Annotated in this window: 13 protein-coding genes; 6 read left to right on the top strand and 7 right to left on the bottom strand. The window is 71.3% G+C overall.

The features are described 5' to 3' along the window. The first annotated feature begins 18 nt into the window (after positions 1-18). From G6N75_RS00235 to G6N75_RS00220, 4 genes are read left to right on the top strand one after another with little or no spacing between them, the layout of a single operon-like run. Positions 19-2,784, top strand: a complete 2,766-nt coding sequence (locus G6N75_RS00235) for a valine--tRNA ligase (RefSeq protein ID WP_165346060.1) — start codon at positions 19-21, stop codon at positions 2,782-2,784. Positions 2,785-2,830: 46 nt separating this feature from the next. Then, the gene (locus G6N75_RS00230; protein WP_276611188.1) at positions 2,831-3,727 is read left to right on the top strand and encodes an AAA family ATPase; all 897 of its coding nucleotides are present in this window, start codon (positions 2,831-2,833) and stop codon (positions 3,725-3,727) included. Further along, complete coding sequence (locus tag G6N75_RS00225) at positions 3,702-4,742, top strand: DUF58 domain-containing protein (protein ID WP_165346058.1); 1,041 nt, start codon at positions 3,702-3,704, stop codon at positions 4,740-4,742. Before G6N75_RS00230 ends, G6N75_RS00225 begins: the two co-directional genes overlap by 26 nt. Then, the gene (locus G6N75_RS00220) at positions 4,735-6,687 is read left to right on the top strand and encodes a DUF3488 and transglutaminase-like domain-containing protein (protein WP_165346057.1); all 1,953 of its coding nucleotides are present in this window, start codon (positions 4,735-4,737) and stop codon (positions 6,685-6,687) included. Before G6N75_RS00225 ends, G6N75_RS00220 begins: the two co-directional genes overlap by 8 nt. Here G6N75_RS00220 and G6N75_RS00215 read toward each other — a convergent pair. The 6 genes from G6N75_RS00215 to ilvC form a co-directional block, all read right to left on the bottom strand. Continuing rightward, entirely contained in the window at positions 6,684-8,009 is a 1,326-nt protein-coding gene (locus G6N75_RS00215) for an MFS transporter (RefSeq protein WP_165346056.1), read from the bottom strand. The two genes, G6N75_RS00220 and G6N75_RS00215, sit on opposite strands and share 4 nt — an antisense overlap. Positions 8,010-8,078: 69 nt before the next feature. Next, the gene (locus G6N75_RS00210; RefSeq protein ID WP_165346055.1) at positions 8,079-9,668 is read right to left on the bottom strand and encodes a peptide chain release factor 3; all 1,590 of its coding nucleotides are present in this window, start codon (positions 9,666-9,668) and stop codon (positions 8,079-8,081) included. 66 nt (positions 9,669-9,734) lie between these two features. Next, on the bottom strand, positions 9,735-10,199 hold the full coding sequence (rimI, locus tag G6N75_RS00205) for a ribosomal protein S18-alanine N-acetyltransferase (RefSeq protein WP_206202815.1): 465 nt from the start codon (positions 10,197-10,199) through the stop codon (positions 9,735-9,737). Continuing rightward, entirely contained in the window at positions 10,196-10,909 is a 714-nt protein-coding gene (locus G6N75_RS00200; protein WP_165346054.1) for a uracil-DNA glycosylase, read from the bottom strand. Before G6N75_RS00200 ends, rimI begins: the two co-directional genes overlap by 4 nt. Position 10,910: 1 nt before the next feature. Then, positions 10,911-11,705 (bottom strand): phosphatidylcholine/phosphatidylserine synthase, encoded by a 795-nt coding sequence (locus G6N75_RS00195; protein WP_165346053.1) that lies wholly within the window; start codon positions 11,703-11,705, stop codon positions 10,911-10,913. Positions 11,706-11,766: 61 nt separating this feature from the next. Continuing rightward, complete coding sequence (gene ilvC / locus G6N75_RS00190) at positions 11,767-12,759, bottom strand: ketol-acid reductoisomerase (protein ID WP_165346078.1); 993 nt, start codon at positions 12,757-12,759, stop codon at positions 11,767-11,769. A gap of 81 nt (positions 12,760-12,840) precedes the next feature. On the opposite strand from ilvC, the gene G6N75_RS00185 reads away from it, so the two are divergent. Both G6N75_RS00185 and G6N75_RS00180 read left to right on the top strand, forming a co-directional pair. Further along, complete coding sequence (locus G6N75_RS00185) at positions 12,841-14,571, top strand: proline--tRNA ligase (RefSeq protein ID WP_165346052.1); 1,731 nt, start codon at positions 12,841-12,843, stop codon at positions 14,569-14,571. Next, complete coding sequence (locus G6N75_RS00180) at positions 14,568-15,134, top strand: lytic transglycosylase domain-containing protein (RefSeq protein WP_165346051.1); 567 nt, start codon at positions 14,568-14,570, stop codon at positions 15,132-15,134. Before G6N75_RS00185 ends, G6N75_RS00180 begins: the two co-directional genes overlap by 4 nt. Positions 15,135-15,159: 25 nt before the next feature. On the opposite strand, the gene G6N75_RS00175 is transcribed toward G6N75_RS00180, so the two are convergent. Continuing rightward, positions 15,160-15,435 carry an acylphosphatase gene (locus tag G6N75_RS00175; RefSeq protein WP_165346050.1) on the bottom strand — a complete coding sequence of 92 codons (276 nt, stop codon included), beginning with the start codon at positions 15,433-15,435 and terminating at the stop codon, positions 15,160-15,162. Between the last annotated feature and the right edge of the window lie 7 nt (positions 15,436-15,442).

The following is a 15,442-nucleotide window of genomic DNA, read 5'->3' as shown; positions in this document are numbered from 1 at the left end:
CCCGGACCCAATCCCGCCATGCAGAAGACTTATAACCCCGAGGACATCGAGGCCCGGATCTACGCCGCCTGGGAACAGGAGGGGCGCTTCACGCCCTCGGGCGAGGGCGAACCCTATTGCATCATGCTGCCCCCGCCGAACGTCACCGGCACGCTGCACATGGGCCACGCCTTCCAGGACACCATCATGGACGCGCTGACCCGGCTGCAGCGCATGCGCGGGCGCAACACCCTGTGGCAGCCCGGCACCGATCACGCCGGCATCGCCACCCAGATGGTGGTCGAGCGCCAGCTCGAAGCCGAAGGCCTGCACCGGCGCGACCTCGGCCGGGAGCGCTTCATCGAGCGCGTGTGGCAGTGGAAGGAGGAATCCGGCGACACCATCCAGCGACAGCTGCGGCGCCTCGGCGCCTCGGTCGACTGGTCGCGGCACAAGTTCACCATGGACCCGGAACTGTCACGGGCGGTCCTGCAGGCCTTCGTCAGCCTCTACCAGGAGGACCTGATCTATCGCGGCAAGCGGCTGGTGAACTGGGACCCGGTGCTGCATACGGCGCTGTCCGACCTCGAGGTGATCAACGAGGAGGAACAGGGGAGACTCTGGCATTTCCGCTACCCCCTCGCCGACGGCAGCGGCCACCTCGTGGTGGCCACGACGCGCCCGGAAACCATGCTGGGCGATACCGCCGTCGCCGTGCACCCGGACGACGCCCGCTACGCGCAGCTGGTGGGGCGGGAGATCGAGCTGCCGCTGACCGGGCGGCGCATTCCCGTCATCGCCGATGACTACGTCGACCCCGAGTTCGGCAGCGGCTGCGTCAAGATCACGCCGGCGCACGACTTCAACGACTACGAGATCGGGCGCCGCCACGGCCTCGAGATGATCAACGTGCTGCGCGACGACGCCACGCTCAACGACGAGGTGCCGGCGCCCTATCGCGGCCTCGACCGTTTCGTCGCCCGCGACCGGGTGGTCGCCGACCTGGAGGCCCTCGGGCTGCTCGAGCGCGTCCAGGATCACCGCCTGTTCGTGCCGCGCGGGGACCGCAGCGGCGCCGTGCTCGAGCCCTATCTCACCGACCAGTGGTACGTGAAGATCGGCCCGCTCGCCGAACCCGCAATCAGAGCGGTCGAGGACGGCCGGGTGCGCTTCGTGCCGGAGAACTGGTCGAAGACCTACTTCGAATGGATGCGCAACATCCAGGACTGGTGCATCAGCCGCCAGCTGTGGTGGGGCCACCGCATCCCGGCCTGGTACGACCCGGACGGCGGCGTGCACGTCGGGCTCGACGAGGCCGATGCCCGGCGGCGCAGCGGGCTCGGCGACGAGGTGCCGCTGGCGCAGGACGAGGACGTGCTCGACACCTGGTTCTCCTCCGCGCTCTGGCCCTTCAGCACGCTGGGCTGGCCCGAGCGCACGCCAGCGCTGGCCACCTGGTACCCGGGCCAGGTACTGGTCACCGGCTTCGACATCATCTTCTTCTGGGTCGCCCGGATGATCATGATGGGCCTGAAGTTCATGGGTGACGTGCCCTTCCGCGAGGTCTACATCCACGGCCTGCTGCGGGACGGCGAAGGCCAGAAGATGTCCAAGTCCAAGGGCAATGTGCTCGACCCGCTCGACCTGATCGATGGCGTGGACCTCGAGACGCTGGTGGCCAAGCGCACTACGGGCATGATGCAGCCGCAACTCAAGGCCCGCATCGAGCAGGCGACGCGCAAGGAGTTCCCGGACGGCATCCCCGCCTTCGGCACCGATGCGCTGCGCTTCACCTTCGCCTCGCTCGCCACCACCGGCCGCGACGTGCGCCTCGATCTCGGGCGGATCGAAGGCTACCGCAACTTCTGCAACAAGCTCTGGAACGCCTCGCGCTTCGTCCTGATGAACACCGAGGGCGAGGACTGCGGGCCCGGCGGCGAACTCGAGTTCGGCCTGGCCGATCGCTGGATCCGCTCGCGGCTCGGCGCGGCGGTGCGCAGCGCGCAGGAGTCCTTCGACGCCTACCGCTTCGACCTGGCCGCCCAGGCGATCTACGACTTCACCTGGCACGAGTTCTGCGACTGGTACCTGGAACTGGTCAAGCCGGTGCTCAATGACCAGACCGCCGGCGCGGCACGCAAGCGCGGCACGCGCCGGACCCTGGCCGAGGTGCTCGAGGCGCTGTTGCGGCTGCTGCACCCGCTGATGCCCTTCATTACCGAGGAGTTGTGGCAGCGGGCCGCGCCGGCGGCCGGAGTCACGGGCGGCACCGTAATGCTGCAACCTTATCCTGCCGCGGCGGACTACCCGCCCGACGAGGCCGCCGAGGAAGAAATGGCCTGGGTGCAGGGCTTCGTGCTGGGCATGCGCCAGGTCCGCGGCGAGATGAACATCGCCCCGGGCAAGCCCCTGCCCGTGCTGCTGCAGGACGCCGCGGCCCGGGACCTCGACTGGCTGGCCGCCAACCAGACGCTGCTCGCCAGCCTCGCGCGGCTGGAGTCGGTCCGGCCGCTGGCCGCCGGCGAGGCGCCGCCGCCGGCCGCCACGGTGCTGCTCGGGTCCATGGGGCTGCTCGTGCCCATGGCCGGCCTGATCGACGCCGAAGCCGAGCTCGCCCGACTGGAGAAACAGCGGGCGAAGCTGGAGTCCGACCTGGGCAAGACCCGGGCCAAGCTGGACAAGCCGTCCTTCGTCGACAATGCACCGCCGGCGGTGGTGGACAAGGAGCGGCGCCGCGCCGCAGAACTCGGCGACGCCATCGCCAAGATCGAGCAACAGCTGGAGCGCGTCCGTGCCCTCGGTTGACGGGCGGCCCGCACCGGCCGAGAGCGCCGCCGAGCAGCTCGCGCAGCTGGCCCAGGCGCTGCGTGCTCTCGAGAGCATCATCCTCGGCAAGCAGCGCCAGCTCCGGCTGTCCCTCGCCTGCCTGCTGTCCGGCGGCCACCTGCTGATCGAGGACCTGCCCGGGGTGGGCAAGACCACGCTGGCGCACGGCATCGCCCGGGTGCTGGGCCTTTCCTGCCACCGCATCCAGTTCACCAGCGACCTGCTGCCGGCGGACATCGTCGGCGTCTCGATCTACCAGCGCGACAGCGGCAAGTTCACGTTCCACCCCGGGCCGATCTTCGCCCAGCTGGTGCTCGCCGACGAGGTCAACCGCGCTACGCCGAAGGCCCAGAGCGCCCTGCTGGAAGCGATGGAGGAGCGCCAGGTGACCGTGGACGGGATCACCCGCGCGCTGCCCGAGCCGTTTTTCGTCGTGGCCACCCAGAACCCCGCCGAACAGGTGGGCACTTTCCCGTTGCCCGAATCGCAGCTGGACCGCTTCCTGATGCGGATCCGGCTGGGCTATCCAGAGCGGGCGCTGGAACGCGAACTGCTGCGCGGGGAAGACCGCCGCGCCCTGCTGCGCCGGCTGGCGGCCGCGGCCTCGCCGGCCGCGCTGCTGCAGCTGCGAACGGAAGTCGACCGGGTGCACGCTTCCGAAGCCCTGCTCGACTACGTCCAGGCGCTGGTCGCCTGGAGCCGCGAGCATCCCGGCTATGGCGCCGGGCTGTCGCCGCGCGCGGCCATCGCCCTGTTGCGGGCGGCGCGGGCCTGGGCCCTGCTGGACGGGCGCCGGGCGGTCATTCCTGAGGATGTCCAGGCCGTGACGCCGGCGGTCGTCGGCCATCGCCTGCGCACCGAGGGCGAATCGCCGGGCGACGATCCCGGAGAGCGCCTTGTCGCCGCCGTCCCCATCCCCTGAAACCGCCTCGGCCGCGCCGGTCCGCCGGCGCGGCCCCGGGCTGGCGCGGCGCATCGGGACACTCGCCGCGGACTGGGCCCGGCGGCGGCAGGGCCCCGACCCGGAGCCGGTCCAGCTGCATCGCAAGCGCGTATACATCCTGCCCACCGCGCTCGGCGGCGGCTATGGCCTGAGCCTGTTCGGCATGCTGCTGGCGGCGATGAACTACAACAACAGCATGGGCTTCATGCTGACTTTCCTGCTCGCCGGCCTCGGGCTGGTGACCATGCACTGGTGCCACCAGAACCTGAGCGGCGTGGTGGCCCGCGGGGTGCGCCTGCGGCCGGCGTTCGCGGGCCAGCCCGCGCGGCTGGAACTGGCGCTGGAAAACCCGGGCGGCAGCGCCCGCCACGACCTCGAGGCCCGCTGCGACAGCGAGTCCTCGGCGCCGGTGGATCTCGCCCCGGGCTGCTGCGAGGCCGTGCATCTCGAGCTGCCGACGAGCCGCCGCGGCCGCCTGCGCATCGACCGGGTGCGGGTGAGCACTGCCTTCCCCTTCGGCCTGTTCCGCGCCTGGGCCTGGCTCCATCCGGACTGCGAGACGGTGGTCTACCCCGCGCCGGCAGAGCACGCACCGGCGCCGCCCGCCGGCGGGCCGGAAGACGCCGAAGGACGCTGGAACGAGCGGGCCGGCGAGGATGATTTCGCCGGCCTGCGCGCCTTTCGCGCCGGCGACTCCCCCCGCCGCATCGCCTGGAAGGCGGCGGCACGCAGCGAAGAGCTGCCGGTCAAGCAGTTCGCCGGCAGCCCCCGGGGCAGCGCGTGGCTCGAGTGGGACAGCCTGCCGCACCTGCCGCCGGAGGAGCGACTGGGCGTGCTCTGCCACTGGGTGCTGGACGCGCATGCCGGCGGCGGGGCCTACGGGCTGCGCATTCCCGGCGTCGTGATCCCGCCGGCGCTCGGACCCGCGCACCGCCATCGCTGCCTCAGCGCCCTGGCCCTCTATCCCGGCGGGGCGGGCCCGGCCGATGGCTGATCCCACCGCGCTGCGGCTGGGCTGGATGCTCGGGGGCCTGGCCCTGGCGCTGGCGCCTGCGGTGCCACGCCTGCCCGTCTGGATCACCGCCGTGTTCCTCGGCGCAGCCGCCTGGCGCCTGGCCATCCAGCGCCAGGGCTGGCGCCTGCCGCCCCGCTGGTTGCGCCTGGCCCTGGCCGGCGCCTGCGTGGTCGGCGTGCTGCTGACCTATCGCACGCTCAACGGGCTGGAGGCCGGCGGCGCGCTGCTGGTGGTGATGGGCGCGATGAAGCTGCTGGAAACCCGCAGCCGGCGCGACCTGCAGGTGCTGTCGTTCATCGGCTTCTTCCTGGTGCTGATGCAGCTGTTGTACGACCAGCCGATCTGGAGCCTGCCCTGGCTGGCGGCCAGCGTGGCGGCCATCGTGCTCGCGCTGCTCCAGGGCGTGCGCTCCGGCCCCCCGCTCCCCTGGCGGGAGGCCACCGGCATCGTGGCCAGGATGCTGGCGTTCGCGCTGCCGGTGGCGGCGATCCTGTTCCTGCTGTTTCCGCGGGTGCCGGGGCCGTTCTGGGCCCTGCCCTCGCGCGGCGGCGAAGCGATGACCGGCCTCTCCGACGAGATGTCGCCGGGCACCATCTCGCGCCTGATCCAGTCCGACGAGGTGGCGTTCCGCGCCAGTTTCGAGGGCGCCCTGCCGCCGCCGGCGGAACGCTATTGGCGCGGCCCGGTGCTCGAGCGTTTCGATGGCTGGACCTGGAGCGACCTGGAGCGCCTGCCCCGCCTCAACCAGCCGCTGGAGCTGGTGGGTCCGAGTTACCGCTACCGCATCATCATCCAGCCGCATGGCCGCGCCTGGTTGCTGGGGCTCGACGTGCCGGGCGCGTGGGACGACCCGGACGCCTTCCTGACCCACGAGTTCCAGCTGGTCTCGCGCCGGCCGGTGGAGAACGTGCGCGCCCTCGACGTGGAGTCCTGGCCGGAGGCGCGAATCGAGGCCGAGCTCGGACCGATCACGCGTTTCCGCAGCCTCCGGCTGCCGGAGGGCCGCAACCCCCGCACCGTGGCATTCGCCCGGGCACTGCGGGCCGAGGCGGGCTCGGACGAGGCCTTGGTCGACGCGCTGCTCCGGCACTTCCGGCAGGAGCCTTTCGTGTACACGCTGCAGCCCCCGGCACTCGCTTCGAACCACCCCGTGGACGAGTTCCTGTTCCGCACGCAGCGCGGCTTCTGCGAACACTACGCCTCGGCCTTCACCGTGATGGCCCGGGCCGCCGGCCTGCCGGCGCGCGTGGTCACCGGCTACCAGGGCGGCGAGCTCAACCCGCTCAGCGACCGGCTGGTGGTGCGCCAGATGGACGCGCATGCCTGGTCCGAAGTCTGGTTCGAAGGCCGCGGCTGGGTCCGCGTGGACCCCACTGCCGCCATTGCGCCGGACCGGATCGAGCTCGGCCTGGGCGAGGCGCTGCCGGCCGGCGAGCGCGTGCCCGGCGCCGCGTTGCGACAGCTGTTCGGCGTGCGCGCGCTGAGCCAGGGCTGGGACGCGCTGAACAGCCTGTGGACCGACTGGGTACTGGGTTACGGCCCGGAGCGGCAACTCGCCCTGCTCGCGCGCCTGGGCCTGCCGGACGGCGACTGGCGCGCGCTCGTCGTCGGTCTCACCGTGCTGGTCGCCAGCATCATGGGCATGTTCACGCTGTGGCTGGCCTGGCGCAGCCGCGGCCCGCGCCAGGATCCGGCCCGGGCCGCGTACGACCTGTTCTGCGCCCGGCTCGCGGCGCGCGGCCTCCCGCGCGACCCCGCCGAGGCCCCGGCCGACTACGCCCGGCGGGTCGCCGCCGCCAGGCCTGACCTGGCCGGGCCGGTGGAGGCCGTCACCCGCGACTACCTCGCCGCCCGCTACGGGCACGGCGGGGATCCGGCGACCATCGCGGCGTTGCAGCAGCGCATCCGCGGGTTCCGGCCCTAGGACTCTCGCTCGAGGCGTTGCATCTTCTCGGCCGAGGCGTCGAGTTCATCGGCAAGCCGGGCGCCCGCCACCGGATCGACCCGCCACAACAGGATCCCGCCGAGGACGAACAGCAGCCCCAGCGAGAGAATGCTGTCACGGGTGGTCGCGCCGGGAATCACCAGCGGCGTGAGACCGAGGAGCACGGGCCCCAGGATGGCGGCGAACTTGCCGACCATGTTGTAGAAGCCGAAGAATTCCCCGGCCATCCTCGCCGGCACCATCCGCGCATACAGCGAGCGGCTCAGGCTCTGCACGCCGCCCTGCACCAGCCCGATCGCCACCGCCAGGGCGTAGAAGTCGGCCGAGTCGTCGAGAAAGCGCCAGGCGTAGACGATGGCCCCCAGGTAGACCGCCAGCCCGATCAGGATGCCGCGGCGCGGCCCGATCCGTTCCCCGATCCAGCCAAAGGCGAGCGCTGCCGGGAAGGCCACGAACTGGGTCACCAGCAACGCGGTCACCAGCGCCGTCGACGGCAGGCCGAGGACCCGGTCACCAAAGAACACGGCCGTCTTCATCACCGTGTTGACGCCGTCGATATACAGCCAGTAGCCGACCAGGAAGACCAGCAGGACCCGCATCTGGCGCACCTTGCGGAGCGTGCCGGCCAGCTGCGCGAGGCCCTCGCGCACGGCGGCCATGCCGCGCGGCGCATCCGGCACCGGGCGCTCCTCCACGAACAGCATCAGGGGCACGCTGAACACGGCCCACCAGACCGCGACGCTGAGGAACGAGGCGCGCACGGCAGCCCCGGCGCTGTCGAGGCCGAACCAGCCGGGGTGCTGGACCATCAGCACGTTGAGCGCGAACAGCAGGCCGCCGCCGATGTAGCCCATGGCGAAGCCGTAGGCCGAGACGACGTCGAGCTGCTTGCGCTCGGCCACGGTCGGCAGCATCGAGTCGTAGAACACGTTGGCGCCGGTGAAACCCACCGTGCCGAGCCCGTAGAGCAGCAGGCCGACCCACCATTCGCCCGCGTGGATCCAGGCCAGGGCCGCCGTCATCAGGATGCCGACGAAGGCGAAGGCGGCCAGGAAACGCTTGCGGCTGCCGCCGCGGTCGGCGATCGCGCCGAGGATCGGCGCCGCCACGGCCACCACAAGGCTCGCGGCGGCCAGCGTCATGTTGAACCAGAACTGGGAGTCCTCCGCGCTGAGGTGCCCGGTGATGCCGCTGTAGAAGACCGGGAAGAAACCGGCCATGACCGTCGTCGCGAAGGCCGAGTTGGCCCAGTCGTAGAGCGCCCAGGAGAGCACGGGACGGCGGAAGTACAGGCGGCGCATCGACGGCTCCGGGATACGGGCTTGGCACGCGCCACTATAGCGGAACCCGGGCAGGCGCCGGGACCCGGCTCAGGCGGCGAGGTGGTCCCTGGTCGGCATGAAGCGGACCTCGGGCCAGCGCTCCTGGGTCAGCTGCAGATTGACGCGGGACGGCGCCACGTACACCAGCGCGCCGGCATGATCCAGCGCGAGATGCTCGGCAGCCTTGTTGCGGAATTCCTCCAGCCGCCTGCGATCGTCGCAATAGACCCAGCGCGCGGTGGCCACGTTGACCTGCTCGAAGCGGCAATCGACGCCGTACTCTTCCTGCAGCCGCCACGCCACCACATCGAACTGCAGCGGCCCGATCGCGCCGAGGATGACGTCGTTGTTGCGCATCGGCCGGAACAGCTGGGTAGCGCCTTCCTCGCACAGCTGGTCGAGCCCCTTGTGCAGCGCCTTGGCGCGCAGCGGGTCGCCGAGCACGGCGCGGCGGAAGAGTTCCGGGGCGAAATTGGGGATGCCGGTGAAGGTCAGCTCCTCGCCCTCGGTGAAGGTATCCCCGATATTGATGGTGCCGTGGTTGTGCAGGCCGAGAATGTCGCCCGCCCACGCCTCCTCGGCCCGCTCGCGGTCCGAAGCCATGAAGGTCAGGGCGTCGGCGATGCGCACGTCGCGGCCGATGCGCACATGGCGCAGCTTCATGCCGCGCGTGTAGCGCCCGGAGCAGATCCGGAAGAAGGCGATCCGGTCCCGGTGCGCGGGGTCCATGTTGGCCTGGATCTTGAACACGAAGCCGGTGAGGGCAGGTTCCCCTGCCGCCACCTCGCGCGTGGTCGTGGACCGCGCCATGGGCGGCGGCGCCCACTCGATGAAGCCGTCCAGCAGCTCGCGCACGCCGAAGTTGCTGATCGCCGAGCCGAAGAACACCGGCGTCTGCCCGCCCTGCCGGTAGGCATCCAGGTCGAGGTCGTCGCAGGCCTCGCGCACCAGCTCCACCTCTTCGCGGAAGGTCGCGGCGATCGGGCCCAGCAACGCCGCGGCGGCCGGCGAATCGAGGCCCTCGATGATTTCCGTCTGCCCGGCCGCCCCGCGGGCCGCCTCGTGGTAGACATAGATCCGGTCCTGCAGGAAATGATAGACGCCGCGGAAATCGCGGCCCATCCCGATCGGCCAGGTCACCGGCGTGCAGCGGATCTTGAGAATGCGCTCGATCTCGTCCAGCAGCTCCAGCGGCTCGCGCCCGTCGCGGTCGAGCTTGTTGATGAAACTGATGATCGGCGTGGTGCGCAGCCGGCACACTTCCATCAGCTTGATCGTGCGCTCCTCCACGCCCTTGGCCGCGTCGATGACCATCAGGGCCGAGTCGACCGCCGTCAGGGTGCGGTAGGTGTCCTCCGAGAAATCGGCGTGTCCCGGCGTGTCGAGCAGGTTGATGATCCGGTTCTTGTAGGGGAACTGCATCACCGAGGAAGTGACGGAAATGCCGCGCTGCTGCTCCAGCGCCATCCAGTCGGAAGTGGCGTGGCGCTCGGCCTTGCGGCCCTTCACGGAGCCGGCCATCTGGATCGCACCGCCGAACAGCAGCAGCTTCTCCGTCAGCGTGGTCTTGCCCGCGTCCGGATGGGAGATGATGGCGAAAGTGCGTCGCCGGGCGACTTCGGGAGGCAATGCGGTCATGTGGGGCTGCGGCGGCTCAGCCGCCGGGGCTGGCAAAGCGCGGCATTCTAGCAGGAACCGGCCGGCTCAGAAGCGCCGCGCGAGGACGAGGGCATCCTCGCGGCCGACCGAGGCCCGGTAATAGTCCGGCCGAACCCCGAGCCGTCGAAACCCTGCCCGCAGGTACAGCTGGACGGCGCGCTGGTTCGAGGGCCGCACCTCGAGGAAAATGACGTTGGCGCCCCGGGACTCCGCCACCCCGACCACGTGGTCGAGCAGCAGCCGTCCCAGCCCCCGCCCGTGGACGTCCGGCGCGAGGCACAGGTTGAGCAGGTGGGCCTCCCCGGCGGCCAGCGACATCACCGTGTAGCCGACGATCCGGCCGTTTTCCTCCAGCACCTCGCATTCGTAAGGCACTCGCAGGCAGTCTTCGAAGATACCGCGCGACCAGGGATAGTCGTAGGCGCTGCGCTCGACCTCGTACACCTCGTCGAGATCGACCTCGCCCATCCGGCGGATCCGCAGCTGCGAGGCCCCGACCGCCGCGCTCATCGTCCCGCTCCCGCTGCCTCGGCGGCCAGCACCAGGTCCCGCCAGGCCTCGGCCTTGGCTTCGGGCCGGCGCAGCAGGTAGGCAGGATGCCAGGTCACTACCAGGGGCGTCTCCGCCGGGCCGTAACTGTGGATCCTGCCGCGCAGGCGGCCGACCGGGGCCTCGGTGTCGAGCAGGCGCTGCGCGGCGACGCGGCCCACGGCAAGGATGACCCGGGGTTGCAGCAGTGCGACCTGCCGGTCCAGGTAAGGCGCGCAGCTCGCCGCCTCCTCCGGGCGAGGATCGCGGTTCTGCGGCGGGCGGCACTTCACCACGTTGGCGATGTAGACCTCACTGCGGTCGTGGCCGAGCGCCAGCAGCATGGCGTCGAGCAGCTTGCCGGCGCGGCCCACGAAAGGCTCGCCGCGGCGGTCCTCCTCGGCGCCCGGCGCCTCGCCGATGACCAGCAGGTCGGCGCGGCGATTGCCCACGCCGAACACCGTGCGGGTCCGCCCGGCATGCAGCGGGCACAGGGTGCACGCACTCACCCGGGCCTCCAGCGCCTCCCAGTCCAGGCCGGCGGCATCGTCAACCGCGGGCTGCGCCGGCGCCTCGGCCGGCACGGCGGGCACCCGCCAGGCCTCGGGCGCGCCGGGCAGGATCGCGCCGGGACGCGGGGCCCAGGCGGGCAGGCCGAGCGCATGCAGGCATTCGAGCCGCCGCGGGTCCATCTCAGTCCGGGCCCGACCCGGCCGCATCGTCCCGGGCTTCCCGGGCCTGGCGCCGCCGGCGGCGACGCAGCCAGCGCCAGAGCGCCGTCAGCGGCGCCGACAGGGCGTAGCTTCCGAACAGCAGGAACAACACCACCGGCGGGTTGAGGCTGATCAGGATGAAAATCGCGGGAATCAGCAGCGCGTAGCCGAAGGGGATGCGCCGCCCGAGATTGAAGTCCTTACCGCTGTAGTAGGCGAAGTGGCTGACCATCAGCGCGCCGGCGCCCGCCGTCACCACCAGGCCGGCCAGCATCGCCAGCAGGCCGGAGGCCTCGAGGACCGTGCTGAGCCAGATCAGGCCGGCCACCAGCGCCGCCGCCGAGGGACTCGGCAGGCCCTCGAAGTAGCGCTTGTCGGCCGACCCGGCCCGGGCGTTGTAGCGGGCCAGGCGCATCGCGGCCGCCACCGCGAAGAAAAAGGCGACCAGCCAGCCGAGCTTGCCCCACAGCCAGCCGAGTTCCTGCAAATGGCTGGCGCCCCAGGAATAGAACACCAGCGCCGGCGCCAGGCCGAACGAAACCATGTCCGCCAGGCTGTCGTACTGCTTGCCGAATTCGCTTTCCGTGCTGGTCATCCGGGCGACCCGCCCGTCCATGCCGTCGAGCACGCCGGCGATGTAGATGGCGATGGCCGCGGTGACGAAATTCCCGTCCATCGCCGTGACCACGGCGGCGAAGCCGGCGAACAGTGCGCCGGTAGTGATCAGGTTGGGCAGGATGTAGATGCCCTTGCGTGTCGGGTGGTGGTCTTCCATGAAGTGTCGTGGGCTGGAGGAGCGGCCCATTTACTCATTTCGCCGTTGCGATTTCCACCGCTCAGCCTTGTTCCAGCCACGGCATCAGGGCCCGCAGCCGGCTCCCCACCGCCTCGATCGGGTGCGTCTCCGCCGCCCTGCGCCAGGCCGCCAGCGTCGGCGCGCCCTGCGCCATCTCGGCGTCGAGCTCAGCCGCGAAGCGCCCGTCCTGGATTTCCGCCAGTAGTTCCCGCATCGCCTCCCGGCTGGCCGTGCCGACCACCCGCGGGCCGCGCGTGGCATCGCCGTAGGCGGCCGTGCTGGAGATGGAGCGCCGCATGCCTGCCAGGCCGCGGCCCTGGACCAGGTCGGCGATCAGCTTGACCTCGTGCAGGCAGCAGAAATAGGCCACTTCCTCCGGGTAACCGGCCTCTACCAGCGTCTCGAAGGCCGCGAGGATGAGCTGGCCGAGGCCCCCGCACAGCACGGCCTGCTCCGCGAACAGGTCGGTCTCCGTCTCGGCCGCGAAGCTGCTGCGGAAAACTGCGGCCCGGGCGTGGCCGTTGGCGGCGGCGTAGGCGCCGGCGACGGCCGCCGCCGCCCCGCTCGCGTCCTGGTGCACCGCCAGCAGCGCCGGCACGCCGCGGCCCTGCTGGTACTGCCGTCGCACCTGCTCGCCGATCCCGAGCGGCGCCACCATGACGACGTCGAGGTCGGCGCGCGGCTCCAGCCGGCGATAGTGGATGTTGTAGCCATGCGCAAAGAGCAGCCCGCTGCCCGGCCGCAGGGCCGGCGCCAGGGACTCCTGGTACAGGCGCGGCTGGGCTTCGTCGGGCACCAGCATCACGGCCAGGTCGCAGGCGCGCGCCGCCGCTGCAGGCGCCAGCGTCGCCATTCCCTCCGCGGCGCAGTCGGCATGGCGCGGGGACGCGTCGCGCAGCGCCACCACCACGTCCACGCCGGAATCCCGCAGGTTCAGGGCGTGGGCCCGGCCCTGCGCGCCGAAGCCGAATACCGCCACCCGGCGCCCGGCGAGCGCCGCCGGGTCCAGCTGGCCTGCCGCGAGCGGCTCCATCATGCTCGTCCCTCCGGTTAGAATGCGGCCTCGAGGGAAGCGACCGCTTCCGCTGCCGAACCCATCAGCAAAGGCATCTCCATGCGCCTCTCCGAGTTCCCCCTCAACACTCTAAAGGAAGTCCCGGCCGGCGCGGAAATCGTCAGCCACCAGCTGATGCTGCGCGCGGGGCTGATTCGCCAGCTCGCTGCCGGACTCTACACCTGGCTCCCGCTGGGCGTCCGCGTGCTGCGCAAGGTCGAGGCGATCGTGCGCGAGGAGATGGACCGCGCCGGCGCCCAGGAGCTGCTGATGCCCATGGTGCAGCCGGCGGAGCTGTGGCGGGAATCGGGTCGCTGGGACCAGTTCGGTCCCGAGCTGTTGCGGCTCCGGGATCGCCACCAGCGCGACTTCTGCCTCGGGCCGACCCACGAGGAAGTGATCACCGATCTCGCCCGCCGCGAGCTCAAGAGCTACAAGCAGCTGCCGGTGAACTGGTACCAGGTCCAGTCCAAGTTCCGCGACGAGATCCGCCCGCGCTTCGGCGTGATGCGCTCGCGCGAGTTCATCATGAAGGACGCCTACTCCTTCCATCTCGACGAGGCCTGTCTCGCGCGCACCTACGAGAGAATGTACGCAGCCTACGGGCGGGTGTGCGACCGGCTCGGCCTGGCCTACCGCGCGGTGGAAGCCGACACCGGCAGCATCGGCGGCAACCTGTCGCACGAGTTCCACGTGCTGGCGGAGTCCGGCGAGGACGCCATCGCCTTCTCGACCGGCTCGGACTACGCCGCCAACGTCGAACTCGCTCCCGCGCTCCCGCCGACCGCGCCCCGCCCGGCCGCCGACCGCACGCTGGAGCGCGTCGCCACGCCCGGCGTACGTACCATCGCGGAGCTGACCGCCTTCCTGGAACTGCCGGCGGCGCAGTGCCTGAAGACCCTGATCGTGCAGGGCGAGGACGGCGGCGCCGTGGCGCTGGTCATCCGCGGCGACCACGAACTCAATGCGGTGAAGGCGGAAAAGCTCCCCGGAGTGGCGGCGCCGTTGCGCATGGCCACCGCGGAGCAGGTGCAGGCGGCGGCCGGCTGCGAGCCGGGCTTCGTCGGTCCGGTCGGCCTCGGCATCCAGGTGTACGCCGACCACGCCGCGCTGGCCGCAGCCGACTTCGCCTGCGGCGCCAACGAGGCCGACGCGCACCTGGTCGGGGTCAACTGGGGCCGCGACCTGCCGGAGCCCGCGGCAGCCGACATCCGCAACGTCCTCGCCGGCGATCCGAGCCCGGACGGCCAGGGCACGCTGGCAATCGCCCGCGGCATCGAGGTGGGCCACGTGTTCCAGCTCGGCCGCAAGTACAGCGAATCGATGGGCGCGCTGGTGCTCGACGCCGAGGGTCGCGAGCAACCGATGTTCATGGGCTGCTACGGCATCGGCGTGACGCGCCTGGTGGCCGCCGCCATCGAACAGCACTTCGACGACCGCGGCATTGTCTGGCCGGAGACCATCGCGCCCTTCCAGGTCGCGCTGGTACCCATGAACCCGCAAAAGAGCGAGGCGGTGCGGACCGCGGTCGAACCGCTGTACCAAGCGCTGCTCGAAGCCGGCGTCGAGGTCCTGCTCGACGACCGGGACGTGCGCCCGGGCGTGAAATTCGCCGACATCGAGCTGCTCGGCATTCCCCACCGCGTGGTCGTAGGCGAGCGCGGGCTGGCGGCAGGCGCGCTGGAATACCGCTCGCGCCGGGCCGAGGACAACGAGGCACTGCCGCTGGAAGGCGCCGCGGCGGCGCTGCTCGAGCGCGTGCGCCAGGGGATCGACCGGCACCAGCGATGAGGAACCTGCTCGCGGCGCTGCTGTTCTGCCTGGCGCTGCCCGCCGCGGCGGACCGTGCGACGGCGCCGGTGGACCCCGAGCTGCGCGAGGCACTGCGTGCCGCCGTCGAGGAAGCCGACAGTTTCGCCGATCGCTTCGACGCCGAGGTCTGGCTGACGGACATGTCGAGGCGGCTGGCGCGCCAGGTACCGGACGAGCAGGAGCGCATGCTCATCCTGCGGCTGGTGCATCGCTACGCCACCATGTTCGAGCTGCCGCCGGAGCTGGTGCTGGCCGTCATCGACGTCGAGAGCAATTTCGACCGCTATGCCATCTCCCACGCGGGCGCGCTCGGGCTGATGCAGGTGATGCCGTTCTGGCGCAACGAGATCGGCCGTCCCGACGACAACCTGCACGACATCCAGACCAACCTGCTCTACGGCTGCCGCATCCTGGCCTATTACCTGGAAAAGGAGCGTGGCGACCGCCGGGCCGCACTGGCGCGCTACAACGGCAGCCGCGGCCAGCGCTGGTACCCGGACCGTGTTTTCGACCGGCTGGGCCGCAAGTGGTACCGGTACTGATGCCCCGCCGGCCGGGCCGGTCCGCTCAGCCCGTGGCGAAGTTGCGCGGCAGGGGGTCGGGCACCGGGACGTCCCGGACCTCCACCTCGTCCACCCGGGCTGCGGGCGGCCCCTCGTGCAGCCAGTCGCACAGGCCGGCCACGGCCTGCTCGCTGCCGCAGGCCAGCACTTCGACCGTGCCGTCAGGAAGATTGCGCGCCGCGCCGGTGACGCCGAGCTCGGCTGCCTTGCGGGCGGTGCTGGCGCGGAAGAACACGCCCTGGACGCGGCCGGTGACGGTGCAGCGGCGGGCGACGGTCACGCCGGCC

The sequence above is a fragment of the Thioalkalivibrio sp. XN8 genome, assembly GCF_011058255.1.
In the GTDB taxonomy this organism is placed as follows: Bacteria; Pseudomonadota; Gammaproteobacteria; order Steroidobacterales; family XN24; genus XN24.
This window is presented reverse-complemented; position numbering and strand designations above follow the sequence as displayed.

Bases quoted from the DNA above. Each gene is read 5' to 3' on its own strand.
- G6N75_RS00220 (WP_165346057.1), top strand. From the start codon at position 4,735: ATGGCTGATCCCACCGCGCTGCGGCTGGGCTGGATGCTCGGGGGCCTG.
- G6N75_RS00210 (WP_165346055.1), bottom strand. From the start codon at position 9,668: ATGACCGCATTGCCTCCCGAAGTCGCCCGGCGACGCACTTTCGCCATC.
- ilvC (WP_165346078.1), bottom strand. From the start codon at position 12,759: ATGGAGCCGCTCGCGGCAGGCCAGCTGGACCCGGCGGCGCTCGCCGGG.
- G6N75_RS00235 (WP_165346060.1), top strand. From the start codon at position 19: ATGCAGAAGACTTATAACCCCGAGGACATCGAGGCCCGGATCTACGCC.
- G6N75_RS00185 (WP_165346052.1), top strand. From the start codon at position 12,841: ATGCGCCTCTCCGAGTTCCCCCTCAACACTCTAAAGGAAGTCCCGGCC.
- G6N75_RS00200 (WP_165346054.1), bottom strand. From the start codon at position 10,909: ATGGACCCGCGGCGGCTCGAATGCCTGCATGCGCTCGGCCTGCCCGCC.
- G6N75_RS00195 (WP_165346053.1), bottom strand. From the start codon at position 11,705: ATGGAAGACCACCACCCGACACGCAAGGGCATCTACATCCTGCCCAAC.
- G6N75_RS00215 (WP_165346056.1), bottom strand. From the start codon at position 8,009: ATGCGCCGCCTGTACTTCCGCCGTCCCGTGCTCTCCTGGGCGCTCTAC.
- rimI (WP_206202815.1), bottom strand. From the start codon at position 10,199: ATGAGCGCGGCGGTCGGGGCCTCGCAGCTGCGGATCCGCCGGATGGGC.
- G6N75_RS00180 (WP_165346051.1), top strand. From the start codon at position 14,568: ATGAGGAACCTGCTCGCGGCGCTGCTGTTCTGCCTGGCGCTGCCCGCC.